This is a genomic window from Streptomyces sp. SAJ15, from assembly GCF_007595705.1.
GTDB lineage: Bacteria > Actinomycetota > Actinomycetes > Streptomycetales > Streptomycetaceae > Streptomyces.
This window is the reverse complement of the sequence record NZ_NISY01000001.1, coordinates 485,754-512,229: the sequence shown is the minus strand read 5'-3', so window position 1 is coordinate 512,229 and position 26,476 is coordinate 485,754. Positions and strand designations below refer to the sequence as shown.

Annotated in this window: 17 protein-coding genes, 1 tRNA gene and 1 pseudogene; 10 read left to right on the top strand and 9 right to left on the bottom strand. The window is 72.3% G+C overall.

Translation table 11 applies throughout. The features are described 5' to 3' along the window. Positions 1 to 177 precede the first annotated feature (177 nt). A complete protein-coding gene (locus CD790_RS02220) occupies positions 178 to 1,875 on the top strand; it encodes a helix-turn-helix domain-containing protein (protein WP_144381236.1) in 1,698 nt (565 codons plus the stop codon). A 636-nt stretch (positions 1,876 to 2,511) separates the two neighbouring features. Here CD790_RS02220 and mfd read toward each other — a convergent pair. From mfd to CD790_RS02195, 5 genes are all read right to left on the bottom strand, one after another. After that, complete coding sequence (gene mfd / locus CD790_RS02215; RefSeq protein WP_144381235.1) at positions 2,512 to 6,078, bottom strand: transcription-repair coupling factor; 3,567 nt, start codon at positions 6,076 to 6,078, stop codon at positions 2,512 to 2,514. A gap of 135 nt (positions 6,079 to 6,213) precedes the next feature. After that, on the bottom strand, positions 6,214 to 6,492 hold the full coding sequence (locus CD790_RS02210; RefSeq protein ID WP_260867279.1) for a hypothetical protein: 279 nt from the start codon (positions 6,490 to 6,492) through the stop codon (positions 6,214 to 6,216). Next, a complete protein-coding gene (locus tag CD790_RS02205; protein WP_144381234.1) occupies positions 6,470 to 6,844 on the bottom strand; it encodes a hypothetical protein in 375 nt (124 codons plus the stop codon). The genes CD790_RS02210 and CD790_RS02205 overlap by 23 nt, the downstream gene beginning before the upstream one ends. A 227-nt stretch (positions 6,845 to 7,071) precedes the next feature. Then, the gene (locus CD790_RS02200) at positions 7,072 to 9,651 is read right to left on the bottom strand and encodes an ABC transporter permease (RefSeq protein ID WP_144381233.1); all 2,580 of its coding nucleotides are present in this window, start codon (positions 9,649 to 9,651) and stop codon (positions 7,072 to 7,074) included. Then, the gene (locus CD790_RS02195) at positions 9,648 to 10,436 is read right to left on the bottom strand and encodes an ABC transporter ATP-binding protein (RefSeq protein ID WP_144381232.1); all 789 of its coding nucleotides are present in this window, start codon (positions 10,434 to 10,436) and stop codon (positions 9,648 to 9,650) included. Before CD790_RS02195 ends, CD790_RS02200 begins: the two co-directional genes overlap by 4 nt. Positions 10,437 to 10,861: 425 nt before the next feature. Here CD790_RS02195 and CD790_RS02190 point away from each other — a divergent pair, with 425 nt between their 5' ends. After that, positions 10,862 to 12,463, top strand: coding sequence for an MDR family MFS transporter (locus tag CD790_RS02190; protein ID WP_399216827.1), 1,602 nt, complete (start codon positions 10,862 to 10,864; stop codon positions 12,461 to 12,463). Positions 12,464 to 12,558: 95 nt separating this feature from the next. On the opposite strand, the gene CD790_RS02185 is transcribed toward CD790_RS02190, so the two are convergent. From CD790_RS02185 to CD790_RS02175, 3 genes are all read right to left on the bottom strand, one after another. Beyond that, entirely contained in the window at positions 12,559 to 13,554 is a 996-nt protein-coding gene (locus CD790_RS02185) for a cellulose-binding protein (RefSeq protein ID WP_313956451.1), read from the bottom strand. A gap of 387 nt (positions 13,555 to 13,941) precedes the next feature. Further along, a complete protein-coding gene (locus CD790_RS02180) occupies positions 13,942 to 16,854 on the bottom strand; it encodes an SUKH-4 family immunity protein (protein WP_144381230.1) in 2,913 nt (970 codons plus the stop codon). Positions 16,855 to 16,859: 5 nt separating this feature from the next. After that, a complete protein-coding gene (locus CD790_RS02175) occupies positions 16,860 to 17,837 on the bottom strand; it encodes an SMI1/KNR4 family protein (RefSeq protein WP_144381229.1) in 978 nt (325 codons plus the stop codon). Positions 17,838 to 18,345: 508 nt separating this feature from the next. On the opposite strand from CD790_RS02175, the pseudogene CD790_RS34370 reads away from it, so the two are divergent. Together CD790_RS34370 and CD790_RS02165 are read left to right on the top strand one after the other, a co-directional pair. Beyond that, a pseudogene (locus CD790_RS34370) lies at positions 18,346 to 18,870 on the top strand (YwqJ-related putative deaminase); the annotation flags it as partial. A gap of 3 nt (positions 18,871 to 18,873) precedes the next feature. Then, on the top strand, positions 18,874 to 19,371 hold the full coding sequence (locus CD790_RS02165; RefSeq protein WP_144381227.1) for an SUKH-3 domain-containing protein: 498 nt from the start codon (positions 18,874 to 18,876) through the stop codon (positions 19,369 to 19,371). A 229-nt stretch (positions 19,372 to 19,600) separates the two neighbouring features. On the opposite strand, the gene CD790_RS02160 is transcribed toward CD790_RS02165, so the two are convergent. Next, the gene (locus CD790_RS02160) at positions 19,601 to 20,986 is read right to left on the bottom strand and encodes a sensor histidine kinase (protein ID WP_144381226.1); all 1,386 of its coding nucleotides are present in this window, start codon (positions 20,984 to 20,986) and stop codon (positions 19,601 to 19,603) included. A gap of 154 nt (positions 20,987 to 21,140) precedes the next feature. On the opposite strand from CD790_RS02160, the gene CD790_RS02155 reads away from it, so the two are divergent. The 6 genes from CD790_RS02155 to pth all read left to right on the top strand — a co-directional run bounded on the left by CD790_RS02155 (position 21,141) and on the right by pth (position 26,186). Beyond that, positions 21,141 to 21,914, top strand: a complete 774-nt coding sequence (locus CD790_RS02155; RefSeq protein WP_260867277.1) for a hypothetical protein — start codon at positions 21,141 to 21,143, stop codon at positions 21,912 to 21,914. A gap of 8 nt (positions 21,915 to 21,922) precedes the next feature. Next, positions 21,923 to 21,996: transfer RNA gene (locus CD790_RS02150), tRNA-Gln, on the top strand. Positions 21,997 to 22,112: 116 nt separating this feature from the next. Continuing rightward, positions 22,113 to 23,567, top strand: coding sequence for a bifunctional UDP-N-acetylglucosamine diphosphorylase/glucosamine-1-phosphate N-acetyltransferase GlmU (gene glmU, locus CD790_RS02145; RefSeq protein WP_144381225.1), 1,455 nt, complete (start codon positions 22,113 to 22,115; stop codon positions 23,565 to 23,567). Positions 23,568 to 23,661: 94 nt separating this feature from the next. Further along, complete coding sequence (locus tag CD790_RS02140; protein ID WP_144381224.1) at positions 23,662 to 24,633, top strand: ribose-phosphate diphosphokinase; 972 nt, start codon at positions 23,662 to 23,664, stop codon at positions 24,631 to 24,633. A 277-nt stretch (positions 24,634 to 24,910) separates the two neighbouring features. After that, complete coding sequence (locus CD790_RS02135) at positions 24,911 to 25,498, top strand: 50S ribosomal protein L25/general stress protein Ctc (RefSeq protein WP_144381861.1); 588 nt, start codon at positions 24,911 to 24,913, stop codon at positions 25,496 to 25,498. A 97-nt stretch (positions 25,499 to 25,595) separates the two neighbouring features. Further along, positions 25,596 to 26,186, top strand: a complete 591-nt coding sequence (gene pth / locus CD790_RS02130; protein ID WP_144381223.1) for an aminoacyl-tRNA hydrolase — start codon at positions 25,596 to 25,598, stop codon at positions 26,184 to 26,186. Positions 26,187 to 26,476 lie beyond the last annotated feature (290 nt).

Below are 26,476 nucleotides of genomic sequence, written 5' to 3'. Positions count from 1 at the left end.
CGTGGCCCCGGCTGGTGTCTCCACCCTGCCGCGCGCCGCGAGTGGGGTCGATTACCTCCGGCGTAAGGGCGAGGGCTCCGCGGGCGGGAGGCTTCCCCGGGCGGCACGGAAGTCCCCGACGTGAGACGGCCGTCCACGCCCGAGGCGTTGTCAGTGCGCTGCACTAGTCTGCCTGGCATGGGATCAGCGCCTTCGGACTCACGCGCCGACCGCGCCGATGACGTGCTCGCTCTGGCCCGGCTCGCCGCGAAACCGCGGGCCGTGCGCGCCATCCTCGGCTGGCTGACGCGCCGTGCGGGCGGCGTCGTCGTCGCGCTGATCGGCACCGACGGCTCCGTGCTGGCCACGGCGCCGGACGGACCCGCGTCCGACCACGGGCACGGGGACGGCCACCGACACCACCACGGGCCCGCCGCCCACGGCGGCGCGGCGACCGAGCGTGCGCTGGCCGCCGCCGCGACAGCCGTCGTCGACCTGCACCGGCGCGGCACGCCCTCCGCCGTGCTGGCCGGCGGCGAGACCGGCGCGGCCGGGCCGCTGCACCTGGTCGCCCTCGGCCTGGAGGGCGCGCCCGGCGAGGCTCCGTACCTGGCCGTCGTGGGTCCCACCGGCACCCCGCGGCAGCTCAGCGTGGTGCTCGCCGACGCCGCCCGGACGCTCGCGCTGTGCTGGCGGCTGGAGCAGGTCGAGCTCCACCGCCGACGAGTCGAGCTGGCCGAGGGGCATAGCCGCGAGGCCGTGCTGCACCTCCTCATGGTGGGCAGTGTGCCCGCCGCCCAGCGCATCGCCGGAGCGCTCGGTTCCGAGCTGCCCCCGCTCAACCGGGTGTACGTCATCGAGTGCCCGGGCTCGCGCAGGCGGGAGATCGCCCGGTGCATCACCCGCGCCACGCGCGGCCGGACGTGGATCGTCCCCTGTCCGGTGCGCCCCAACCATCTGATCGCGCTGGTCTCCACGGAGGCGGACGCGGAATCGAACCACCGGCCGGACCCGACCCGGTGGCCGGACGCGACCCCGCCGGGGGACGTGACCCGGCCGACGGACGCCCCCGGCGGCCGAGGCGCCGACGGAGCGGGCGCCGCCGAGCCGGGCGCGCCGGACGCGCCCCTCGACCGGCTGATCATCCAGCACATACCCGGCTGCCGGGTCGGGGTCAGCGCCCCGGTCGCGCTGCGGGAGACGCCGGTCGGCTACGAGCAGGCGTTCCACGCCCTGGCGGTGGCGCGCGGCGCGCCCGAGGGGTGCGCGAGCTTCGGCCGGCACACCGACGTCAGCGCGCTGTCCACACCCGAGGGGCGGCTGTGGGCGGCTGAGTTCCTGGCCCCCTGTCTGCGCTACGAGCCGCCGCGCCGCGCCGACCCCGGGCCCCAGGAGCTGCTGGGCACCCTGGGCTCGTGGCTCAGCTTCGGCGGGGCGGCCAGTCGCCACCTCAAGATCCACCGGAACACGCTCGCCGCCCGGGTGCGCCAGCTCGACGAGTTGCTCGGCCGCGACGTCAGCCGGCGGCTCGCCGATCAGTCGGCCGCCTGGCTGGCGCTCCAACTGCACGCCGGCGCGCACTGGCAACTCCCCGCCGGCCGCCCCGGACCGAGCACGCTGGACACCGTGCTGACGACCCCGGCCGCCGCCGTGTGGGCCAAGGCCCAGCTGCTCCCGCTGGAACAGTCCAAGGTCACCGCCGGGCCCGAGACGGTGGGCGCCTGGCTGCGCGCCGACGCCCGCCTCCCCGCCACCGCCGCCAGCCTCGGCATCTCGCTGCCCGGCACCCGCAAGAGGCTGGCCAGGGCGGAGGAGGCCCTGGGGCGCTCCCTGCTGCGCGCCCCGAGCGCGAAGTACGAGCTCTGGCTGGCGATGCGGGCCCTGCGGCGCGTCTGAGCCCGCCGCTCGCCGCTCGCCGCTCGCGCCACGATCCGTTCGGATGCCGCCGGGGTCTCGGCCGGTACGCCGCCGCGGCCCCGGTCGGAACGCCGCCACGACCGCTCGACCAGAAACCCGCCGCGAGCCCGGCCGGAACGCCGCCGCGGTCCGCCACCGGCGCTTCGGTACGGACCGGGTGGCCCCGGCCCCGAGCGCCCTCGCGCCCGCTCCCACACTCGGCGAGGGCGACGTACCACACCGGTCCCGGCGATCACCGTTCGAATGACAACCGATGGCGGGTACCACTGTGCACAGTGTTCCTCGCGGTGCGGGGCCCGGCGGCCTAGCGTCCTGGGTACGCCCCGGCGGGCCGCCGCCCGAGTCGACCTCGCAACCTCCCTTGAGGGCCGTGCTGGATGCCCCCCATTCCGCGCGGCCACGACCAGCCGGCCCGCCGGGCGTCTCGTTCCCACCGCCGGTGCCCGGCGCACCCGGCCCGTGGGCCATGGACGGCCGCGCGATCACGGGGGTATCGCGCGGCGGCTCCCCCTTCCGACCCGCCCGCCCGCGGCCCGCACGACGGGCGGCGGGCGGCGGGCGGCCGGGCCACCAGCCGCCCTCGCGCTCCCGCCCCCGCCCCCGCTCTCGCTCTCGCTACGAACCCACGATCGTGGTCAGGAACTCGCCGGTCCACGCCAGCAGTTCGCGTCCCACCACCGGCTTGCCGCCCACGCGGGCGGTGGTCGGGCGCGGCACCAGGATCTGCTGGGTGGCGGGCTTGAGGACCGAGCGCGGGTGGAGCCGCTTCAGCCGCAGCTCCTGGGACTCGCGCAACTCCACCGGGCCGAAGCGGACGTTGGAGCCCTGGAGGGTGATGTCGGTGACGCCGCAGGCGCGGGCCAGCATCCGCAGCCCCGCCACCAGCAGCAGGTTCTCCACCGGCTCGGGCAGCTTGCCGTAGCGGTCGGTGAGCTCCTCGCGGACCGCCTTGATGTCCTCCTCGCTGGTGGCCGAGGCGATGGCACGGTAGGCCTGGAGGCGGAGCCGCTCGCCGGGCGCGTAGTCGTGCGGGACGTGTGCGTCGACCGGAAGCTCGATCTTGACCTCCAGCGGGGCCTCCTCGGGCTCGCCGCCGGCCTCCAGGGAGGCGCGGTAGTCGGCGACGGCCTCGCCGACCATCCGCACATACAGGTCGAAACCGACGCCCGCGATATGGCCGGACTGCTCGCCGCCGAGCAGGTTGCCGGCGCCGCGGATCTCCAGGTCCTTCATCGCCACGTACATGCCCGCGCCCATCTCGGTGTGCTGGGCGATGGTCGCCAGCCGCTCGTGGGCGGTCTCGGTCAGCGGCTTCTCGGGCGGGTAGAGGAAGTAGGCGTAGCCGCGCTCCCGGCCACGGCCCACCCGGCCGCGCAGCTGGTGGAGCTGGGAGAGGCCGAAGTTGTCGCCACGCTCGACGATGAGGGTGTTGGCGTTGGAGATGTCGATGCCGGACTCGACGATGGTCGTCGACACCAGGACGTCGAACTTCTTCTCCCAGAAGTCGACGACGACCTGTTCCAGGGCGGTCTCCGACATCTGGCCGTGCGCGGTGGCGATCCGCGCCTCGGGCACGACCTCGCGCAGCCGGGCGGCCGCCCGGTCGATGGACTCGACGCGGTTGTGGATGTAGAAGACCTGGCCCTCGCGCAGCAGCTCGCGGCGGATGGCGGCGCCGATCTGCTTCTGCTCGTACGGGCCGACGAAGGTGAGCACCGGGTGGCGCTCCTCCGGCGGGGTGGTGATCGTCGACATCTCGCGGATGCCGGTGACCGCCATCTCCAGGGTGCGCGGGATGGGCGTGGCGGACATGGTCAGCACGTCGACGTTGGCGCGCAGCTTCTTCAGCTGCTCCTTGTGCTCGACGCCGAAGCGCTGCTCCTCGTCGACGATGACCAGGCCCAGGTCCTTGAACCTGGTCTCGGAGGAGAACAGCCGGTGGGTGCCGATGACGACGTCGACGGAGCCCTCGTGCAGCCCCTCCAGCACCGCCTTGGCCTCGGTGTCGGTCTGGAACCGGGAGAGCGCCTTGACCACGACCGGGAACTGGGAGTACCGCTCCGAGAAGGTGCCGAAGTGCTGCTGCACCAGCAGGGTCGTCGGCACCAGCACGGCGACCTGCTTGCCGTCCTGCACCGCCTTGAAGGCCGCGCGGACGGCGATCTCGGTCTTGCCGTAGCCGACGTCGCCGCAGATCAGCCGGTCCATCGGAACCGACTTCTCCATGTCCTCCTTGACCTCGGCGATGGTGGTGAGCTGGTCGGGTGTCTCCACGTACGGGAAGGCGTCCTCCAGCTCGCGCTGCCAGGGGGTGTCCGGGCCGAAGGTGTGGCCGGGGGCGGCCATCCGCGCGGAGTACAGCTTGATCAGATCGGCGGCGATCTCCTTGACCGCCTTCTTGGCGCGCGCCTTGGTCTTGGTCCAGTCGGCGCCGCCGAGCCGGTGCAGGGTGGGCGCCTCGCCGCCGACGTACTTGGTGACCTGCTCCAGCTGGTCGGTGGGGATGTAGAGCCGGTCGCCGGGCTGGCCGCGCTTGGCCGGGGCGTACTCGACCAGCAGATACTCGCGGGTGGCGCCCTGGACGGTGCGCTGCACCATCTCCAGGTAGCGGCCGACGCCGTGCTGCTCGTGGACGATGAAGTCGCCCGCCTGGAGGGTGAGCGGGTCGATGGTCTTGCGGCGCCGGGCCGGCATCCGCGCCGCGTCCTTGCCGGCGGCCTTCTGCCCGGACAGGTCGGTCTCGGTGAGGACGGCGATCTTGCGGACGGGGTCGACGAAGCCGTAGTCGATCGAGCCGCAGGCGACGTGGACGACCGCCTCGGTCAGGTCCTCGGCCCGCGCGACGTCCACGTCCAGCCGGGCCGGGACGCCCTCCCCGCCGAGCACCTCGACGGTGCGGGCCGCGGGGCCGTGGCCCTCGGTGACGTACATGACCCGCCAGCCGTCGGCGAGCCAGCCCTTGGTGTCGGCGACGGCTGCGGCGGTGTCACCGCGGTAGGTGGTGGTCGGCTGCATGCCGAGGGTGAGGGTGTCCCCCGCCGCGTCAGCGGCCGAGGTCAGCGTGAGCTCGGCGTCGGCGGCGAACGGCGAGACCGACCACCACATCATGTCCAGCTCGCGGGCCCGGTCCCGGACGTCGGCGATGCCCCACAGCGAGGCCGCGCCGAGGTCGATCGGGGCCTCGCCGCCGGAGGCCGAGGCCGCCCAGGACGCCTGGAGGAACTCCTGCGAGGTGGCGACGAGGTCGGCGGCGCGGGTGCGGACCCGCTCGGGGTCGCAGACGACGGCCATCGCGCCCTTGGGGAACACGTCCAGCAGCAGCTCCATGTCGTCGACGAGGACGGGGGCGAGGGACTCCATGCCCTCCACCGCGATGCCCTCGGCGATCTTCCCCAGCAGCTCGCCGAGCTCCGGGTGCGCCTCGGCGAGCTCCGCCGCCCGCGCCCGCACGTCCTCGGTCAGCAGCAGCTCGCGGCAGGGCGGCGCCCACAGTCCGTGCTCGGCCACCTCCAGCGAACGCTGGTCGGCGACCTTGAAGTAGCGGATCTCCTCGACGTCGTCGCCCCAGAACTCGACGCGCAGGGGGTGCTCCTCGGTGGGCGGGAAGACGTCGAGGATCCCGCCCCGGACGGCGAACTCGCCGCGCTTCTCGACCAGTTCCACCCGCGCGTACGCGGCGGCCGCGAGCCCGTCCACGACCTCTTCCAGGTCGGCCGTCTGCCCGGTCCGCAGGCTCACCGGCTCCAGCTCGCCCAACCCCTTGACCTGCGGCTGGAGCACGGAGCGCACGGGCGCGACGACCACCGAGACCGGCCCCGCCGTGGGGTCGTCCGGGCTGGGGTGGGCGAGCCGGCGCAGCACGGCCAGTCGCCGACCCACGGTGTCCGAGCGCGGGGAGAGCCGCTCGTGCGGCAGCGTCTCCCAGGCCGGATACTCCACCACCTCGTCGGCCGGCAGCAGCGAGCGCAGCGCCGCCGCCAGGTCCTCGGCCTCCCGCCCGGTCGCCGTCACGGCCAGCACCGGCCGTCCGGCCTCCCGCGCGAGCGCGGCCACCGCGAAGGGCCTCGCGGCGGGCGGGCCGACCAGGTCCACCTGCGTCCGATTGCCGTCTCCGGCGGCCCGCACCGCCTCGGCGAGCGCGGGATCCTTGATGACGGCGTCGAGCAGACCGTGCAGGGTCATGAGGCAGTTTCCGTCCCGGGGTGGACAACGCGAATCACCCGACACGTCACACGGGCCGGGGTATCCCAGACTACGACGCCACACCGCCACCCGCGGCCGGACGCCGATCCGCGCCTCCGGCACCGGGGGTCGGGGTCAGAAGGGCCAGGGAGTGACCTGGACGATGTACAGGCGCTGCTGCCGTACGACGGTCAGGTACTGGAACATCCCACTCGGGAGGACTTCCTCACGCAACCCGGGTGACCGCCCCTGGTACGCGGTACCGTTCAAAAAGAGGGCGGCAGCGGCCCGGACCAGTTCGTCCGCGCGCTCTTCCACCTGGGCGACGAAGGCGAGATTCGGCGTCTCGCCGATGACATGACGGGCGTCCGGGTCGTACTCCCAGCCCCAATCACCCATCGCGGCCCTCGGCACGGGTCACCTCGGCACGGGCGATGTCCATGATCTGCCGGATCTCGTCCATGGCGACCCGCCACCCGGGATTCTCACGTTCGAGGGTCTGGGCGGCGTGCTCGGCGGCGCGCAGGCGCCGGGCGACCTCGGGGAACCGCTCCACCTCGATCACGGTGGCCCACTTCAGCTGGAACATGGCGATCGGCCCGAAGCTGTTGGACTGAGTCGCCATCGTGAAGACGGTGTCGCGCTCCGTCGTCATCTCCGCCAGCCGAGACGGCGCGACCTGCGCGAGCGCGGCGCGCAGCGCGGGAAACGTCTTCTCGGGTCTCGGGATGAGCGCCCCACCGTCGTGCGCCGGCAGTGTGGTCATGAGTCCTCCAAGGGGTCGCCCGATCACCGTACGGCAATCGGACGGGCCCATGAGTCGGATCGCGGTAGCCGACCCGCGGCCGGGGCCGGGCGGGATCAACCGAGAAGCCCGGCCCGGTGCGCTCCCCCGTGGGCGCACCGGGCCGGGCCTGTTTCTCCGGTCGGTGGATCAGTACTCGATGGTCAGTGCTCGATGGATCAGTGCTCGATGGATCCGTACGCGGTGGATCAGTCCGTGGCGATGGCCTTCAGGATGTTCATCCGGCCGGCCCGGAAGGCCGGGGCCAGGGCGGCGACCAGGCCGACCACGGCGGAGCCGAGGAAGACCGTGATGATCGTCGGCCACGGGATCTCGAGGGTCTTCAGACCCTCCAGGGCCAGCAGCTTCTGGGCGGTGGCGCCCCAGGCCATGCCCAGGCCGATGCCGAGCAGGGCACCGAAGAGGGCGATGACGACCGACTCCAGGCGGATCATGCGGCGCATCTGGCGGCGGGAGAGGCCGATGGCGCGCATCAGGCCGATCTCGCGGGTCCGCTCGACCACCGACAGGGCCAGGGTGTTCACCACACCCAGGATGGCGACGATGATCGCGAGGGCCAGCAGGCCGTAGACCAGGTTGAGCATCTGCCCGATCTGGTCCTCCATGAGCTTCTTGTAGTCGGTCTGGTCACGGACGTCGATCTGCGGGTTCTTCTTGAGCGCCTTCTTGAGCGAGGCGTACGCCGCTTCCTCCTGGCCGTCCTTGGCCTGGGCGAACATCATGATGCTGGTCGGTACCAGCTCGGCCGGCAGGTAGCGCTCGACGGTGGTGATGTTGGTGTAGAGCGCGCCCTTGTTGAACGAGGTGTCGTCGGAGGTGATGACGGTGACCTTGAGCTTGGCGGTCCTGCCGCCCTTGAAGGCGACGGTCAGGGTGTCGCCCTTCTTCACCTTGTGGTCCTCGGCGAAGCCCTCGTTGACCGACATGGCGTTCGGGCCGTAGGCGTCGGAGAGCCTGCCCTCGACGACGGGGGTGCGCAGGTCCTCGGCGAACGAGGGGTTGGCGGCGGACAGGTCCTTGGTGCTGGTCTTGCCGTCGGGCGTGGTGATCTTCACGCCCTCGATCTCCTTCAGGCGGGTGACGCTCTTCAGACCCTTCGCCTGCTCCACCGACTTCTCGATCGCCGGCGAGATCGGCTGCTGGAAGTCGCCGGGCTGGATGATGAAGTCCGCACCCACCGACTTGTCCAGCTCGTCGCTGGCCGAGGCGACCATCGAGGAGCCGACCACCGACAGGCAGGCGACCAGCGCGAGGCCGATCATCAGGGCGGAGCCGGTGGCGCCGGTGCGGCGGGGGTTGCGCAGGGCGTTGCGCTCGGCCATGCGGCCGATCGAGCCGAAGGCGCGGAGCACCACCACGGAGACCGCGCGGACCACGACCCCGGCCAGCAGCGGGCCGATGACGATGAAGCCGACGAGGGTGAGCAGAACGCCCAGACCCAGGAACATCGAGCCGTCGGCGGCCTTGTCCGCGCCCGCGGCCATCGCCAGGGCGGCGGCGCCGGCGGCCGTGACCAGCAGACCGATCGCGCCGCGGATGCGGCCGGCCTTGGCGTCGACCGGCATGCCCGCCTCGCGCAGCGCGGCCATCGGCGAGATCTTCCCGGCCCGGCGGGCGGGGATGTAGGCGGCGAACACCGTGACGACGATGCCGATGGTCAGGCCGACGATCGGGGTGGTGGCCTTCACCGTCAGCTCGTCGGTGTCCAGCTCCAGACCCGCGCCGGCCATGAGCTTCATCAGGCCGACGGCCAGGCCGACGCCGCCGAGGACACCCAGGAGGGAGCCGACGACGCCGAGCAGCAGCGCCTCGACGAGCACCGAGCGGTTGATCTGCTTGCGGCTGGAGCCGATGGCGCGCATCAGCCCGATCTCCCGGGTGCGCTGGGCGACCAGCATGGAGAAGGTGTTGACGATGAGGAAGATGCCGACGAGGACGGCGATCCCGGCGAAGCCGAGCATCGCGTACTTCATGATGTCGAGGAACTCACCGACGTCCTCACGGTTCTCGTCGGCCGTCTCCGCCTTCGTCTGCACCTTGAGGCCGGTGCCGAACTCGGCGACGACGTTCTTCTTCAGCTGCTCGTTGCTGACGCCGGGGGCGGCGGTCAGGGAGATGCTGGTGTAGGCGTCCTTGACGCCGAGCACGCGCTCCTGGACGGTCTTGTCGTCCAGCAGGACCAGGGTGGAGCCGGGGTTGGTCACCGTGAAGGTGACGATACCGACGATCTTGGCCTTGAAGTCGCCCGGAACGGCGATGATGCGCAGCTCGTCGCCGATCTTCAGCTTCTTCTTGTCGGCGGTGTCGGAGTCCAGCAGCACCTCGGTCGGACCGCGCGGCGCGTGACCGGAGGTCAGCTCGACGGCCCGCTGCTCCTCCTCGTCCCAGTTGGCGACGATGGTGGGGGCGCCGGAGCTCGGGCCGATCTTCTCGTCGTTCTCGTCGACGACGGTGGCGGAGGTGCTGGTGGCCTCGCCGTGGGCGGACTTCACGCCCTTGACCCGCTGGAGCTCCGCCACCTTGGCGGCGGGCAGGGTCACCGGGACGCGGGTCCGCTGGACCTCGTCCCCGCTCGGCGCGTTCTTCGGGGAGACGGTGACGTCCGGCGAGGTGGCCGCGAAGAGCTTGTCGAAGGTGGCGTTGGTGGTGTCGGTGAAGACGAGCGTGCCGCACACGAACGCCACCGACAGCAGGACGGCGATGGCGGAGAGCGCCATGCGTCCCTTGTGCGCGAGGAAGTTGCGCAGCGAGGTCTTGAGGACGGTCACGACACCCGCCCGCGCGCGTCGAAGCTCTTCATGCGGTCCAGGACCTGGTCGGCGGTCGGGTGGTGCATCTCGTCGACGATCTTCCCGTCGGCCAGGTACAGCACGCGGTTGGCGTAGGAGGCCGCGACCGGGTCGTGGGTGACCATGACGATGGTCTGGCCGAGCTCGTCGACCGAGCGGCGCAGGAAGCCGAGGACCTCGGCGCCGGCGCGCGAGTCCAGGTTTCCGGTCGGCTCGTCACCGAAGATGATCTCGGGCCGGGCGGCCAGGGCACGGGCCACGGCGACGCGCTGCTGCTGACCGCCGGAGAGCTGGTTGGGGCGGTGCTTGAGCCGGCCGCCGAGGCCGACGGTCTCCACCACCCGGTCCAGCCAGGCGCGGTCCGGCTTGCGGCCGGCGATGTCCATCGGGAGCGTGATGTTCTCGATGGCGTTGAGCGTGGGCAGCAGGTTGAACGCCTGGAAGATGAAGCCGATGCGGTCCCGGCGCAGTTGGGTGAGCTTCTTGTCCTTGAGCCCGGTGATCTCGGTCTCGTCGATGTAGATGTGCCCCGAGGTGACGGTGTCCAGGCCGGCGAGGCAGTGCATGAGCGTGGACTTACCGGAGCCGGAGGGACCCATGATGGCGGTGAACTGGCCGCGGGCTATGTCCACGTCCACGCGGTCGAGGGCGACGACCCGGGTCTCCCCGGAGCCGTAGGCCTTCACCACCTGGCGGGCCCGGGCGGCCACAGCCGTATGTCCTCCGCTGCCCCCGGTCTTGGGAATCGATACAGCCGTCGTCACGGTCCTTCTCCTCAGTAGGTCTGCGGCGATCGTCCTACCGTGACGATCACCTACATCAGCGTGCGGTACGGGGGGTCGGTGCCGCGATGGGGCTTGGCTCCGTATTCACGGTGGGGCTAGCCCCACCCCCCAGGTCGTGTCTTCCGTAAGCCCTCCGTAAAGACGCAGGTCCACACTAGGGAGGCTGAACCCCCCTGATCGTCCTCCGCCGGGACGAACCGCGGGTAGGAGCTGAGCCGGTGGATCCCCTAGGGGGTTACGACTTACGGCGTACCTCCGCCTCGGGGTCGACCCTGCACCCTTACGTGACGTCAGGCGCAAGTCGCCGCGGCTCCACGGCGCCGGCCGCGGCGGACGCGCTTCCCTCCACCGACCCCCGCGTGGAATCGTGAGCCCTACATCAATCAACGAAGGGGGCAGGCTCGGTGGGTGGCATCGCAGGGCGTCGGACGGATGCGGACCCGGTACCTCCGATACCCGAGGCGGCCGCCTTACCCCCCTCCTCCGACCCCCGCCGCCCCGTCGTCGCGGCCCTCATGCTGGCGATGGCGCTCGCCGCGCTCGACGCCACGATCATCTCGACCGCGGTCCCCCAGATCGTCGGCGACCTCGGCGGCTTCTCCGTCTTCTCCTGGCTGTTCTCCGGCTATCTGCTCGCCGTGACCGTCACCCTCCCGGTGTACGGCAAGCTCTCCGACACCTTCGGCCGCAAGCCGGTGCTCGTCTTCGGCATCGCGCTCTTCCTCGTCGGCTCGCTGCTCTGCGCCGGCGCCTGGGACATGGCCTCCCTCATCGCCTTCCGCGTCGTCCAGGGGCTGGGCGGCGGCGCCATCCAGGGCACCGTGCAGACCATCGCCGGCGACCTCTACGGCCTCAAAGGACGCCCCAGGATCCAGGCCCGGCTCTCCACCGTGTGGGCGCTGTCCTCGGTGGCGGGCCCGGCCGTCGGCGGCGCCCTGGCCGGCTACACCAGCTGGCGCTGGATCTTCCTGATCAACCTCCCGGTCGGCGCCCTCGCGCTCTGGCTGGTCATGCGTCATCTGCACGAACCCGCCCGGCCGACCCGCGAGCGCCCCCGCGTCGACTGGGCCGGCGCCCTCGCCATCTTCGCCACCGGCGGACTGCTGCTGACCGCGCTGGTCCAGGGCGGGGTGGCCTGGGACTGGCTGTCGGCCCCGTCGCTGGCGATGCTCGGCGGCGCCGCGGTGTGCGCGGCGGCGACCGTGCTCATCGAGCGCCGCGCCGCCGAGCCGATCATTCCGGGCTGGGTCTGGCGCCGCCGCACGATCGTGGCGGCCAACCTCGCGCTCGGGGCACTGGGACTGGTGATCATCGCACCGAGCGTCTTCCTGCCCACCTACGCCCAGTCGGTCCTCGGCCTCGGCCCCGTCGCCGCCGGCCTGGTGCTCTCCGTCATGACGCTGAGCTGGCCGATCTCCGCGGCGCTCAGCAACCGCGTCTACAACCGGATCGGCTTCCGACGCTGCGCCATCCTCGGCATCTCGGGCGCGGCGCTGACCCTCTTCGCCTTCCCGTTCCTCCCCTACCCCGGCGCCGCCTGGCAGCCCGCGCTGCTGATGCTGGTCCTCGGCGCGGCGCTCGGCCTGTTCCAACTGCCGCTGATCGTCGGCGTGCAGTCGTCCGTCGGCTGGGAGGAACGCGGGACGGCGACCGCCTCCATCTTCTTCTGCCGCCAGGTCGGGCAGAGCGTCGGCGCGGCGCTCTTCGGCGCCATCGCCAACGCCACCCTCACCGACCGGCTCGCCGACGCCCCCGCCGAGATCCGCCCCGGCCTCCCGGAGGACCTGGACTCCGTGTCCCACGCCCTGGAGCACCCGGAGGGCCTCACCGACCAGGCCGCGGAGTATCTGCGGCGCGCGGTGGACACCGCCGTCGACCACGTGTACGTGGGCTCCGCGGCCGCCGCCGCGGCGGCGGTGCTGGTGCTCTTCTTCGTGGCCCCACGGGTCTTCCCGATCCGGGAGGACGGCGAAGAAGGCGAGACGGCGGACGAGGAAACCGCGTAGGGCGCGATCCGCGACCGACCGGGCACCCGAACTCGTCCCGGGAGGCGGCCGGCTCCCCTGAGCGGCCGGGCCGAGTCGCCGCGCCGGCCCCGGGCCTACTCGCCGGACGGGCCGCGCTTGGCCGGGCCCGGAACCCGGCCCGTCGGGGGCGCGGTGGGCCGTTCGACCACGACGGTCTCCTCGTTGTCGGGGTCGGGGACGGCGGCGAGCTCGGGATCGGGGGTGGGCGGTCGCCCGGTGAGGGCGGCCAGGCTGTTGCGGACGTGATCCAGATGGGACTTGAGCTCGTCGCGGCGCGCGGTGTGCTCACGCAGCGCGCGCTCCGTGTCGCGCTCCACCCGCTCCTGACGGATCCGCGCCTGGGCGATCAGCTCCGCCCCGCGCGCCTCGGCCTCCTCCTGCTGGTAGCGCGCCGCGTCCCCGGCCGTCGCGTGCGCGCGCTCCGCGTCGGCCAACCGCATCCGCGCGTACTCCTCCAGCTCCGCGATCCTGGTGTCCATCGCCGCCTCCTGCCCGGCGACCTCCCGACTCACCGCCTCCCACCGCTCGTTCAACTCCCGCTCCTGCTCGGCGAGGACCGCCGCGGAGCGCTCCCGCGCCTGCCGCAGCTCCGCCAGCGCCGCACCGCGCCACTCCTTGGCGTCCTGACGCGAGGCCACCCGCAGCTGGTGCACGATCTCCTGCGCCGCCTCCAGGGCCTGCCGCTCCCACTCCTGGGCCTCGGCCCGGACCCGGTCGGCCTCCTCCCGCGCGGCGTCCCGGATGGCGCGGGCGGCCGCCTCGGCCGACTCCCGCGTGCGGTCCGCCACCGCCCGCGCCTGGCCCCGCAGGTCGGCGGTCTCCTGCTCCACCGTCAACAAAATCAGCCGGGCCCGGTCCCCCAACGTCTCGTACGTCTGCGGGCCGAGCTGCGCGACGACCTCACGCAGCCGCTCCGCCTCCGCGGTCATCTCGTTGACCAGGACGGTCAGCCGCGCGGCGCGCTCCCAGGCCGCGTCGCGCACCTCCGACACGGCGGTCACATAGCGGTCGACCTGCTCGGGACGGTAGCCACGGCCCCGCCCGACGGCAGAGAACCCATGAGGTGACACCGACGGACTCATCCTTCGACCCCTTTGGTACGGCCGGCACGGCGGTAGGCGGTACGGCAGCTACAGGTACAGCAGGTACGGCGCACATCTTGGTAGATCACAGCGAACCGCTCATAACGCGACACTCCGCTTATCTCTCCGGTGTCTCTCCACCACCCCTCCGGTCAAGGATGCGTCATTTGATGTCAGAAGTCGGAATCGCAATCCGGACGACCGACCACCGGCGACCGACGACCGACCACACGAGGGCCGACCACACGACAACCGACCGCCGACGACTGACGAGAGACGACCGACGAGAGACCACGGAAGCCGGAAACGACGAGGCGCCCGGCCGAATCCACCGGCCGAGCGCCTCGCACCCTTCACACCCGTCACATCACCGCGTCAGAGCAGGCCGTCCCACATCTGCTCCAGCAGCACCGCCCACCAGTTGTCCGGCGCCGACAGCGCCGCCGGGTCGAGCGCGGCGAGCTGCGCCTGGAAGTCGACGGTCCAACGACCCGCCTGCTCCGGCGTCAACCCGTACCGCAGCCGCCACATCCGCCCGAGCAGCCCCATGCAACGCACGAACTCCGGCAGACCGGTGTTCACGAACTGCGGCGGCACGGGCTGACCACCCGGGCCCGCCTCCAGCGGCACCGCCACGATGTGCGCCGTGCCGTACTGCACGCACAGCTGACGGCCGAAATCGCTCCCCATCACCAGATACGAACCGGCGTCGACCGCGGGCTGCACGCCCCGCTCCGCCGCCAACTCCGCGAGCGTGGGCACCGGGCGGCCCGGCTGCGCCTGCGCCCAGAAGAACGGACCGAAGTCCAGCGGCAGCCCCGCCCACACCAGCGTCTGCGCGACCACGTCAGGGACCCCCATCCGGGAGACCGCCCGCTGGTCGAAGCGGAAGACGCCCTGCGGGCCGAACGCCTGCATCAGCTCCTGCGCCAGCCCCTCCGCCGGGGCGGGAGGCACCCGCTGCACCTGGTTGGGGTGCGGCAGCGGCACCCGGTTCGGCGCCGGCCGCGCCGGCCCGTCCGCGACCTGGTGCAGCTCACCCTGGTGCTCGATGAGATGGCGCACGCCCTGCTGCCGGGTGGCGTGGTCGCGCCCGTACGCGGCGGTGTGGCTGATCCGCACCTGCGGCCAGGTCTCACGGATCATGCGCGCGCAGTAGCCGCCGGGCAGATCACACGACTCCAACTCCGTGTGCAGCTCCAGCACCTGCTGCGGCGGGACGTTCATCGCACGCAGCTCGTGCAGGATCTGCCACTCCGGGTGCGGCGTGCCGGGCGCCGAACGACGGATCACCTGCTGCTCCGAGCCGTCCTGCGCGCGGTAGCGCAGCACCGCCATGTAGCCCGGCCCCACGGTCGGCAGACCGGTCGGCGCCTGCGGGTGGCCGTACGGCGGCTGCCCCGCCCCGCCCCCCGCGGGCGGCGGGGTGGCACCGGGGCCCGGCGGGGCCATGCCCGGTACGCCCGGTCCGCCGGGCCCGCCCGGAACACCGGGCGGGACAGGAGCGCCGGGCGCGCCGGGAGCACCCGGGACCCCGGGAGCGGCGGGAGCGCCGGGCACCCCGGAGGCTCCGGCCAGCATCGTCGCGGCGGCATGCACGCCACCGGGCGCACCGGGCGGCAGCGGACCCGACGGGCCCGGGGCACCGGGGACACCGGGGCCGGCGGCACCGGGCACGCCAGGCGGCAGCGGGCCGGACGGGGCGGGGGCGCCGGGAGCACCCGGAACCCCGGGAGGACCGGGCACACCGGGCTGGCCCGGGACCCCGGGCGCGGCCGGCACGCCGGGGGGCTGGGCACCGTGCGGAGCACCGGGGGCGCCCGGAGCGCCGGGCGGGCCCGCGAGCATCGTGGCGGCCGCGTGGACGACCCCCGGGGCGCCGGGAGCGTTCGGCGCGGGAACGCCGGGCGCGGCAGGGACACCGGGACCGCCGGGGACACCGGGCTGACCGGGCGGCGGCGGCCCCGCCTGGCCCGGCTGACCGGGCACACCGGGCGGCGGCACACCGGGGCCGGGCACGCCCGGCACACCCGGCTGGCCCGGGACGCCCGGGGCACCGGGGCCACCGGGAGCCCCCGGACCGCCGGCGCCCTCCGAGCCGAGCGCCGAGACGAGCTGCGTCGGCACATAACCGCCCCCCGGGGCACCCGGCGCACCCGGGCCCGACGGCGGAGGCACGGGCCCCGCCGACGGCCCCGGCACACCCGGCGGCGCGGGCGGGGGCGGAGGCGGGGTCGGCGCGCCGCCGACGGGCGCCGGGCCGGCCGGGGGAGCGGAGGCGAGGTCGCCGGCGCCATGCTGCGACAGGTCGAGCGCGGGCGCGACGGTGGTGGGCGGCAGCGCGCTGCCGCTGGACATCAGCTGGGTCTTGGCGTCGGAACGGATGCCCGGCGGCGGGGTGTCCTCGTCGTCGGAGCCCGCCAGCGGCGGCGCGAAGACCGTGGCCGGCGGCACCACCGAGAACTCGGCATCATCCGCGACGGAGTTCGCCTGCGCCCACGGCATCCCGCCGGACGACGGCGCCGCGTCGGCCGCCCCCGGTGCGCCGCCGGCCGGCGACGCACCCGGCTGGACGCCCGGGGCGGGCGTGGCCCAGGGGCCACCCGCGGACTGACCGGAGACGGACTGACCGGAAACGGGCTGACCGGACACGGACTGATCGGAGGCGGACTGGCCGCTCGGGGACGACGAGCCGGCTGGGCCGACGCCCGGCTGACCGGACCGCCCGTCGGTGCCCTGCGCGGGCGCCGCCCACACATCGGCCCCCGCGGACTGACCGGTGCCGGCCCCCGCGTCGGCGGGGACGGCGTCCGCCGGCGCCGCCACGGCACCGGACACCGGCCCCGAGCCCGCCGGAGCGGCCGAGCCCGCCCCGCCCGACGTGCTCCCCGACCGCCGGTCCGGAATGCCCATCGCGTCGGCCGCGTCCTGGAGCCACTGCGGCGGGGTCAACAGGAAGGAGGTGGCGTTGAGGTCGACGCGCTGGGGCGGGGTCTCGGCGGGAGCCGGCTCGGCCTCGTCCGCCGTGCCGTACTCCTCCTCGTAGCGCCGGATGACCTCGCCCACCGGCAACGCCGGCCACAGCGTGGTCTCACCGCTGTCGCGGGCGATGACCAACCGGACGCCGTCGGAACCGGAGTCGGAGACCGGCCCGCCCTCACGGTCCTCGGCCCAGGCGACGAAGCCCAGGTCGAACTCGCGGACCCGCACCTCACGTTGCTGGTAACCGGGCACGTCGCCGTTGATCCACAGCTCGGCGCGCTCCTGCGCCTGCGCGAACGTCACCATCGGGGTCACCCCTCCACCGGAACGGCGTACGCGAAACCGCCGTCCACCATCAGATGCGCCACGGTCTCCAGCTCCGGCGGATTGCCCGCGAGCCGCAGCAGGAAGGCGTCGAAGTCGTCCCCACAGGGCAGCAGCAGCCGCTCCACGCGGTCCTGCACCGTCCAGCCGTCCTGGTCACGCGCGTCGTCGTAGGCGCAGAACCACACCGAGCCGATCGCGTCACCCTTCACCTTGACCGCGATCAACCCGCCCTGGACGACGCAGACGCCCAGGAAGTCCTTGGTGAAGTGGTCGCGCAGACACTTGTTGACGTAGACCAGGTCGTTGACGGCCGCCTCGTCGCGGACCGTGAAGAACGGCTGGTCCACCAGCAGCCCCAACTCGGGGTCGAGCGCGGCGCCGACGGGCGCGCAGCCGCCGGCCGCCTTGAGGAAGGCGCGGTAGGGCGCGGGCAGCCGGTAGCCGAGGTCCTCCTCGACGCCCAGCACCTGCTCCTCGGTGACCGACAACCCGCGCTTGGGCAGCCCGAAGTGGACCGGGCGGGTCTCCTGGAGCGGGCGGGTGCCCCGCTTGTCCTGGTCCACGGTGGCGGTCGCGAGCCCGGCATGGTGCCGCAGCAGCGCCTTGATCTCCGCCGGAACCAGCTCCAGCCGGCGGGTGCCGGCGACATGGTGCCAGGTCCAGCCGTGCGGGGTGGCCACGGAGGACAGCCCGTCCCAGAGATCGTGGCCGGCGGCGTGCAGCGCGGCATTGGCCGAGACGAAGTCGGTCAGCCGCAGCTCGTCGACGCCGAACCCCTCGGGCGGTTCGGCGATTTCGGCCGCTGCCCGAGCATAGGGCGAGAAGTCCGGAAAGCCGTCTTCGTCCACCCGGACCCCTCTGGGGTAACGGGCGGCCCGCACCGGGTCCGGGAAGTGCACGACCTGCCCGGCGTAGGCCGTGTTCGGTGGCGCGGCATGCTGCCCGAGCCGACCTGTCGTCATGGCGGTTGCCCCCTGCTGCTGCTGGCTACTACGGACAGACTATGCGGTGCCGTCCACCGGGGAGCCCGGGCCGGTCACCCGCCCGCACCACCCGCACACCGCCGCGTAGCCCCGCGCCGGTCACCCGCCCGCACCACCCGCACGCCGCCGCGTAGCACCGGGCACCCACCATCACCACGCCCCGCGCGAAGACGCGTACGAGACCCACCCGACTTCCACAGCACCCGTCCCATTTGGCAGTCTGACCCCCTCAACAGGGGGATTGCGCGTGGATCGCGTGGATCGCGCGGGGAGGGAACACAACAGCATGGGAATCACGGAGGGTCGCGGCACCGAGGCCGGGCCCACGGCGGCCGTCGAGACGGCCCCGGGGGCCGCGCCGGGCCGGGGCGACACCCCGGCCAGACGGACCGCCACCACGGGACCCGCACGGCCCGTCCCTCCGGGGCGCACGCCCACACCCGCCGCACCGCCCCCGGCCACCGCGCCACCCGCCCCCGGACCCGGACCCGGCGACCCCCGGCTCGCCTGGGGCGGCGGAACCGACCTCGCCACCGGAGTCCCACCCCTGCGGCACCGCCGCGACGGCATCCTGCCCGCCGTCGGCGCCGCACTCTCCGTCCGCGGCGAGACCCTCACCTGCACCGCCGGCAAGTCCGACCAGCCGCCCACCCTGCACCCGCTCGTCCAGGACTTCTTCGACACCCTGCCGACCGGGCAGCGCGAGCGCTTCACCGGACGCTGCCCCGAGGCGATCCTGCTCAGCCGCCACCTGACGACGGCCGAGGGCTCACGCAGTAAACGCGCCTCCCGAAAACCGCTCTCCCCCAACGAGGCCCGCCGCTCCCTCAAACACGCGAAGATCACCGCCCGACACATCCGGGAGGACGGCGACCCCAGGCACGGCAGCTACGCTCCCCCCTGCCGCTCCTGCACGGCGCTGCTGGCCCACTTCGGCGTCCGCGTCATCGCCGGTCCGGCCGCCGCGCCCGACCACGGCAGCGGCAACGGCAACGTCACGGACAGGGGCTGATCGATGCGAGCGTTCGACCGTACGGCGACCACCCGCTTCCCCGCCCCCGTCGACGCCGCCCTGCGCGAGGCGGGCTGGCAACCGGGACGCTGGGACATACGACAGGCCGAGGTGTGGGCCGACGCGCTCCGCGCGCACACCTCACCCGCGGGCCACCGACACACCGTCTTCCCGGCGGCCGTCGAGGCGTGGGCGGAGTTCGGGGCACTGCGCGTCCAGCCACCGGCCGGCGGCCGACAGATCGCGCCCACTCCCTTCCTGATCGACCCCCTCACCGGCCTGCACCTCGCCCGCACCCTCAGCGACCTGGGGCGGGCCCTGGGCACCGAGATGTGCCCCCTGGGCGAGGAGGCGGACGGACAGGCCCTGCTCACCATCGACGCCGAAGGCCGCGTCTACAGCCTCGACCACAGCGGCGACTGGTTCCTGGGCCCGGACCTCGACGCCGCCCTGGCGACCCTGATCACCGGCGTCCAGCCACCCCGACTGCCCCGCGGATAGCCTCCGAGCGGGACCGGCACGCCCGGCGCCCCACCCGATCACCGGCCCCAGGCCCAGCACGGCGACGACGCGGGAACAGCGCGGAACAGCGCGGAATGGCGCGGCCACGCACCGTCGACGCACCGCTCGGCGCCCCGGCGCGGAGACGGCGCGGGCACGACCCGCCGACGGCGCGGCACGACCGCCCGACGGCGCGGGCGACAGCCGAGGCCATCGCACCGCGCCCGCGCTACACCGACCTCGCTGCCTCGTCGGGCTCCACCACCCGCTCCGCGGCCTGGGCGCGCTCCGCGCGGGCCGCACGGTCCGGAATCACGGCCGAGACCCGGAAGCCGCCGGCGTCGGTGGGGCCGGAGACGAAGCCACCACCCAGCGTGGTGACACGTTCCTTCATGCCGACCAGCCCGTTGCCGCCGCTGGGGAGACCCGCGTCGGCGGCCGCGCGGTCCGACGGGCCGTTCTCGACCAGGACGGCGACCTCCGAGACCCGACGGGCGAGCCGCACCCGCGCCTCGGCACCCGGAGCGTGCTTGTGCACGTTGGTGAGCGCCTCCTGGACCACCCGGTAGGCCGTCTGCTCGACCCGCGGCGCGTACCGCCGGTCATCGCCCTCCAGAGACAGCTCGACGACCATCCCCGCCATCCGGGACTGCCCGACCAGCGCCTCCAACCCGTCCAGCCGAGGCCCGCCGGCCGCCTCGTCGGCGGCGGCCGAGGCGGCCGCCGCGACCGAGGCCAGCGGGGCCGGCTCGTCCCGGCGCGCCGCCGAGGACTCGGCCGGCCCCTCGTCGGCACGCAGCACCCCGAGCATGGTGCGCAGCTCCGTGAGGGCCTGCCGGCCCATGTCGCCGACCAGCGCGGCGTTCCTCGACGCCTTCTCGGGATCCTTGAGGGCCACCGCCTGGAGGGCCGCGGCATGCACCACCATCAGGCTGACCCGGTGCGCCACCACGTCGTGCATCTCACGCGCGATGCGGGTGCGCTCCTCCTTGCGGGCCCACTCGGCGCGCTCCGCCGCGCGGTCCGCCAGCAGCGACAGCTCGCGCTCCAGGCCGTCGGCCCGCTCCCGCAGGCTCTCCACCAGCCGGCGCCGGGCGCCCACGTACAGGCCCAGCAGCACCGGCGGGGCGGTCAGGCCCAGCGCCATGAGGACGGAGACCAGCGGCGGCACCCACATCGGCGGGGCGTAGTCCTCGCGCGCCATGTCCCGCTGGAAGCCGACCATCGTGATGATCAGCGTGCCCGTCACGGACATCCCGGCCAGCACCGCCGTGATCTTGCGCGGCACCTCCGAGGCGGCCAGCGTGTACAGGCCCACCACCCCGAGGACGAAGCCCATCTCCGCGGGGGTGATGGCGATGGAGATCAGCACGATCGCTATCGGCCAGCGCCGGCGCAGCACCAACGTCGAGCCGATGACCAGACCGAGCAGGGCGCCCAGCGCGGCCGGCAGCCGGGCCTCGTCCGCGAAGGAGGCGCCCTCGATGGCGCACTCGACCGCCGATATCAGGGCCAACACGACATCGAGCACCACGCTCCGCCGCCGCGACCACCACCACAATCCCCCGGGCGCGCCCCGCGCGTCCGACTCGACGGTTTCCCCCGTTGCGCTCATAGCCACCAGCGTACGGGGGGTCGCCACCGGTTTTCCGGTGCGCGCGCCCGGCCGTGACGGGTGCCGACGCGAGCGAAACCCGAGCCTTCACTCGAACTGGTGAATGGGTCGGATTTTCGATACACGCGTCCGCATAGCGAACAAGGCTGTCTATATGAGCGAAACACCATGCCACACGGACGGCGCCCTGACGGCCCCCGCACCCGCCTGGACCAAGCGCAGCAACGCCAAGGACGCAAGGCGTCTAAAGGCTCGCGAACTGCGCTCGCAGGGCATGACATACGACGAAATCCGAGCGGAGTTGGGGGCATCGAAGAGTTCGATCTCGGCATGGGTCAGGGACCTACCAAAGCCCGCACCTCGCTGGACCGAAGTGGAGCGCATGCAGCGCCTGGACAAGGCCCAGACTGCGTTCCGCAAGGGGCGAGACGACGAGCGCCGCCGCCTGACCCAAGAAGCCACACAGCAGATCGGCAGCATTAGCGATCGCGAACTGTTACTGATTGGCGCCGGTCTGTACTGGGCGGAGGGCTCGAAGGACAAGGACTACGCCCGGCGGGAAAGCCTCACCTTCATCAACAGCGATCCGCGCATGATCCGGATCTACATCCGCTGGCTCAAGCTACTGGGAGTGGAGCGTCATCGCATGCGCTGCAGCCTGCACATCCACGACTCCGCGGACCTGACAGAGGCGACTCGGTTCTGGTCCGAGCTCACCGGCGTCCCTGTTGAAGAGTTCCTCAAGCCATGCATCCGAAAGGACAACCCTGGCACAAACCGACTAAACCGGGGCGAGTCTTACCGAGGATGCTTGAGGATCTACGTCACGAACAGCGCTCGGCTGTACCGACAGGTCGAAGGGTGGTGGCAGGGCATCACGGACTGGGCCAGCGCGCCCTCAGCAGACCCTCCGTCCGGTATGGTCTGACCCACCGGTCCCCCGTGGTGTAACCCGGCAGCACACCAAGTTTTGGTCTTGGCAGGTCAAGGTTCGAATCCTTGCGGGGGAGCCCGAAGTTCGAATGTAGGGGGTCCTGACCATCCAGGTCAGGACCCGCCCGCGTTCCCTCCTCGATACCTGTCGGTATCCTGCGGGTGTCCACCCCCGAAGCCGAAGGGCACACCCGTGAGCGCCAACCGCCCGGCAGCCGTCGTCGTCCTCGCAGCGGGTGAGGGCACCCGCATGAAGTCGTCGACTCCCAAGGTCCTGCACGCCATCTGCGGCCGGTCTCTCGTCGGTCATGTGGTCGCCGCCGCCCGGGCGCTCGACCCCGAGCACCTCGTCGTGGTCGTCGGCCACGCCCGCGAGCAGGTCGCCGGCCACCTCGCCGAGACCGAGGCGGATGTGCGCACCGCCGTCCAGCACGAGCAGAACGGCACCGGTCACGCGGTCCGCATGGGCCTGGAGGAGCTGGGTCGGGACGGCGTCGCCCTCGACGGCACCGTGATCGTCGTCTGCGGCGACACCCCGCTGCTGACCGGCGAGACCCTCACCGTCCTGGCCGCCACGCACGCCGCCGACGGCAACGCCGTGACCGTGCTGACCGCCGAGGTCCCCGACGCCACCGGCTACGGGCGCATCGTCCGGGCCGCCGACGGCGCGGTCACCGCGATCGTGGAGCACAAGGACGCCACCGACGCGCAGCGCGCCATCCGGGAGATCAACTCCGGGGTCTTCGCCTTCGACGGCCGGTTGCTGGTCGACGCCCTCGGCAAGGTGCGCACCGACAACAGCCAGGGTGAGGAGTACCTCACCGATGTGCTGGGCATCCTGCGTGAGGCCGGGCACCGGGTGGGCGCCTCGGTCGCCGGGGACCACCGTGAGATCGCCGGTATCAACAACCGGGTGCAGTTGGCCGAGGCTCGTCGGATGCTGAACGAGCGGCTGCTGCGGCGGGCCATGCTCGACGGCGTGACGGTGGTGGATCCGGCGACCACCTGGGTGGATGTCACCGTCACGTTCGAGCCGGACGCGCTGATCCACCCGGGTACCCAGCTGCTGGGGGCCACCCATGTCGCCGCCCGCGCGGAGGTGGGCCCGAACTCCCGGCTGACCGACACGACGGTCGGTGAGGGTGCCACGGTCGGTTTCTCGGTCACCGACGGGGCCGAGGTGGGTCCGGGCGCGAGTGTCGGCCCGTACGCCTATCTGCGGCCCGGGACGAGGCTCGGCAGCAAGTCCAAGGCCGGCACCTTCGTGGAGATGAAGAAGGCCGATCTCGGCGCCGGCTCGAAGGTGCCGCACCTGTCGTACGTGGGTGACGCGACCATCGGTGAGCAGAGCAACATCGGTGCCGCCAGCGTCTTCGTGAACTATGACGGGGTGGCCAAGCACCACACCACCATCGGCAGTCACTGCCGTACCGGCTCGGACAACATGTTTGTGGCTCCGGTCACGATCGGGGATGGCGCCTACACCGCCGCCGGCTCGGTCATCACCAAGGACGTGCCCCCGGGTTCGCTCGCTGTCGCCCGTGGCCAGCAGCGGAATATCGAGGGCTGGGTGGCTCGCAAGCGTCCCGGCAGCGCCGCCGCCGAGGCCGCTCAGGCCGCCCTTCAGGAGGACGAAGGCGACAAGTGACATGTGCGCGGACACTCCGAGCGGGGCGTACCGTTAAGAGGCGCGTCAAGCACGCATCGATAGCACATGCAGTGAAATCCAAGGAGACTGTGCTGTGACCGGGATCAAGACGACCGGCGAGAAGAAGCTGATGCTCTTCTCCGGCCGCGCCCACCCCGAGCTGGCCGAGGAGGTCGCGCACGAGTTGGGCGTCCACCTGGTCCCGACCAAGGTGTTCGACTTCGCCAACGGCGAGATCTACGTCCGTTACCAGGAGTCGGCGCGTGGCGCGGACTGCTTCCTGATCCAGAGCCACACCACTCCGATCAACAAGTGGATCATGGAGCAGTTGATCATGATCGATGCTCTGAAGCGGGCCTCGGCCCGGAGCATCACCGTGGTCATCCCCTCCTATGGCTACGCCCGTCAGGACAAGAAGCACCGTGGCCGTGAGCCGATCTCGGCCCGTCTGATCGCCGATCTCCTGAAGACCGCGGGTGCGGACCGGATCGTCACGGTGGATCTGCACACCGACCAGATCCAGGGCTTCTTCGACGGCCCGGTGGACCACCTGTTCGCGCTGCCGGTGCTGGCCGACTACGTGGGTTCGAAGGTCGACCGCTCCAAGCTCACCGTCGTGTCTCCGGACGCGGGCCGGGTGCGGGTCGCCGACCGCTGGTGCGACCGTCTGGACGCTCCGCTGGCGATCGTGCACAAGCGTCGCGACAAGGACGTGGCCAACCAGGTGACCGTCCACGAGGTGGTCGGTGATGTGAAGGGCCGCGTCTGCGTCCTGGTCGACGACATGATCGACACCGGTGGCACCATCTGCGCCGCCGCCGAGGCGCTGTTCGAGAACGGTGCCGCGGACGTGATCGTGACCGCCACGCACGGCATCCTCTCCGGTCCGGCCGCGGACCGGCTGAAGAACTCCAAGGTGAGCGAGTTCGTCTTCACCAACACCCTGCCGACGCCGGGTGAGCTGGAGCTGGACAAGATCACCGTGCTGTCGATCGCGCCGACCATCGCCCGCGCGGTGCGCGAGGTCTTCGAGGACGGCTCGGTCACCAGCCTGTTCGACGACTGAGGTCGGCCGCGTGTCCGGTTTACGGATCGCCGCTCGTCTCCCGCTGAGGCCACCCCGGACCCGGGGTGGCCTCAGCCGTTTCGGTGTGTGGGCGGTCTTCGGGGGCTCGAATTGGTCCTTCTCCGGTCGGACGGTAGAATCGCTGAGTTGCTCGGCGAGGGAGGCCGTGGCGGTTGATCCGCTCGGCTGCTCCGTTATCGACGCGCTCTTCGTAGAGGTAGTGGTCTGTCGTGGGTCGGGTGACGGCCACCGTTCCAGCTACTACGAGGAGTGCATCATGGCCGAGGTCAAGATCTCCGCTGAGCTGCGCAAGGAGTTCGGCAAGGGCGCTGCCCGCCGTATCCGTCGTGCCAACAACATCCCGGGCGTCATCTACGGTCACGGCTCCGAGCCGATCCACGTGACGATGCCGGGCCACGCGCTGTTCCTGGCGCTGAAGACCCCGAACGTTCTCATCGGCCTCGACATCGAGGGCAAGAACGAGCTCGTCATCCCCAAGGCCGTGCAGCGCGACCCGCTGAAGGGCTTCATCGAGCACGTGGACCTGCTGCTGGTCAAGCGCGGCGAGAAGGTCACCGTCGAGGTTCCGGTGCAGACCGAGGGCGAGCTGGCCCCGGGCGGCAACCTGCTGGAGCACGTCCTCAACGCGCTGCCGGTCGAGGCCGAGGCCACCCACATCCCGGAGTCGGTCACCGTCTCCATCGCGGGTCTGGACGCCGGTCACTCGATCCTCGCCAAGGACGTCGAGCTGCCGAAGGGCACCGTCCTGGCCATCGAGGAGGACGCCGTCGTGCTGCAGGTCGTCGCCGCGCAGGCCGAGGCCCCGGTTGAGGGTGCCGCCGAGGCCGAGGGCGCCGAGGGCTGATCCCTCCCCCTGTGACACCGCTGGCTGCCGCCCCGCTCCGCTGGAGTGGGGCGGCAGTCGTGTATGCCTGGTAACAACCCCCATCGAGAGGCGAGAGATGGACGACGCAGCGAGCCCCTGGCTCATCGTGGGACTCGGCAATCCGGGTCCCGAGTACGCCGGGAACCGGCACAACGTGGGCTTCATGGTGGCCGATCTGCTCGCCGAGCGCATGGGCGGCCGCTTCAAGGCGCACAAGTCGCGCGCGCAGGTGGTGGAGGGGCGGGTGGGTCCGCCGGGTCCGGCGGGCCGTCGGGTGGTCGTCGCCAAGCCGATGTCCTTCATGAACCTCTCGGGCGGCCCGACCACGGCGTTGCGCGACTTCTACAAGGTGCCGGTGGAGCGGGTGGTCGCGGTCCATGACGAGTTGGACGTCGACTTCGGGGCGTTGCGGCTGAAGCTGGGTGGTGGCGACAACGGTCATAACGGCCTGAAGTCGATCACCAAGTCGGTGGGGCGGGAGTACTACCGGGTCCGCTTCGGTATCGGGCGTCCGCCGGGGCGGATGGATGTGGCGGCGTTCGTGTTGAAGGACTTCTCCGCCGCGGAGCGGAAGGAGTTGGACTACCTGGTGGATCGGGCCGCGGACGCGGTGGAGGCGCTGGTGTTGGAGGGGCTGGAGCGGGCGCAGAGCACGTACAACTCCTGACGGACGTCGAGCAGACAGGGAAACTAGAACACCAGCACGGGAAGCTCACATTCACCGGATTGTTACCGCTGGTAATTGGGGCACTGTCTCCCTTTTGGGGCGCATGGGGCGCAAAGACCGTTGACGGTCTGCCGGGGGCACAGGACAGTGGGCTGGCCCACCCCCCGACTTCCCCACGAGTCAATCCGGAGCTGGTATCCCATGCAGATCATCATCGCCGTCGCCGCCGCCATCGTCCTGGTGGGCGGCATCCTCATCGTCCGTCGGATGTCCCGCGGCTGAGACCGGCT

What these genes read in the sequence shown, in the direction of transcription:
- CD790_RS02220 (WP_144381236.1), top strand. Translation starts at nt 178, where the DNA reads ATGGGATCAGCGCCTTCGGACTCACGCGCCGACCGCGCCGATGACGTG.
- mfd (WP_144381235.1), bottom strand. Translation starts at nt 6,078, where the DNA reads ATGACCCTGCACGGTCTGCTCGACGCCGTCATCAAGGATCCCGCGCTC.
- CD790_RS02205 (WP_144381234.1), bottom strand. Translation starts at nt 6,844, where the DNA reads ATGACCACACTGCCGGCGCACGACGGTGGGGCGCTCATCCCGAGACCC.
- CD790_RS02180 (WP_144381230.1), bottom strand. Translation starts at nt 16,854, where the DNA reads ATGGTGACGTTCGCGCAGGCGCAGGAGCGCGCCGAGCTGTGGATCAAC.
- CD790_RS02175 (WP_144381229.1), bottom strand. Translation starts at nt 17,837, where the DNA reads ATGACGACAGGTCGGCTCGGGCAGCATGCCGCGCCACCGAACACGGCC.
- CD790_RS02165 (WP_144381227.1), top strand. Translation starts at nt 18,874, where the DNA reads ATGCGAGCGTTCGACCGTACGGCGACCACCCGCTTCCCCGCCCCCGTC.
- CD790_RS02160 (WP_144381226.1), bottom strand. Translation starts at nt 20,986, where the DNA reads ATGAGCGCAACGGGGGAAACCGTCGAGTCGGACGCGCGGGGCGCGCCC.
- CD790_RS02155 (WP_260867277.1), top strand. Translation starts at nt 21,141, where the DNA reads ATGAGCGAAACACCATGCCACACGGACGGCGCCCTGACGGCCCCCGCA.
- CD790_RS02135 (WP_144381861.1), top strand. Translation starts at nt 24,911, where the DNA reads ATGGCCGAGGTCAAGATCTCCGCTGAGCTGCGCAAGGAGTTCGGCAAG.
- pth (WP_144381223.1), top strand. Translation starts at nt 25,596, where the DNA reads ATGGACGACGCAGCGAGCCCCTGGCTCATCGTGGGACTCGGCAATCCG.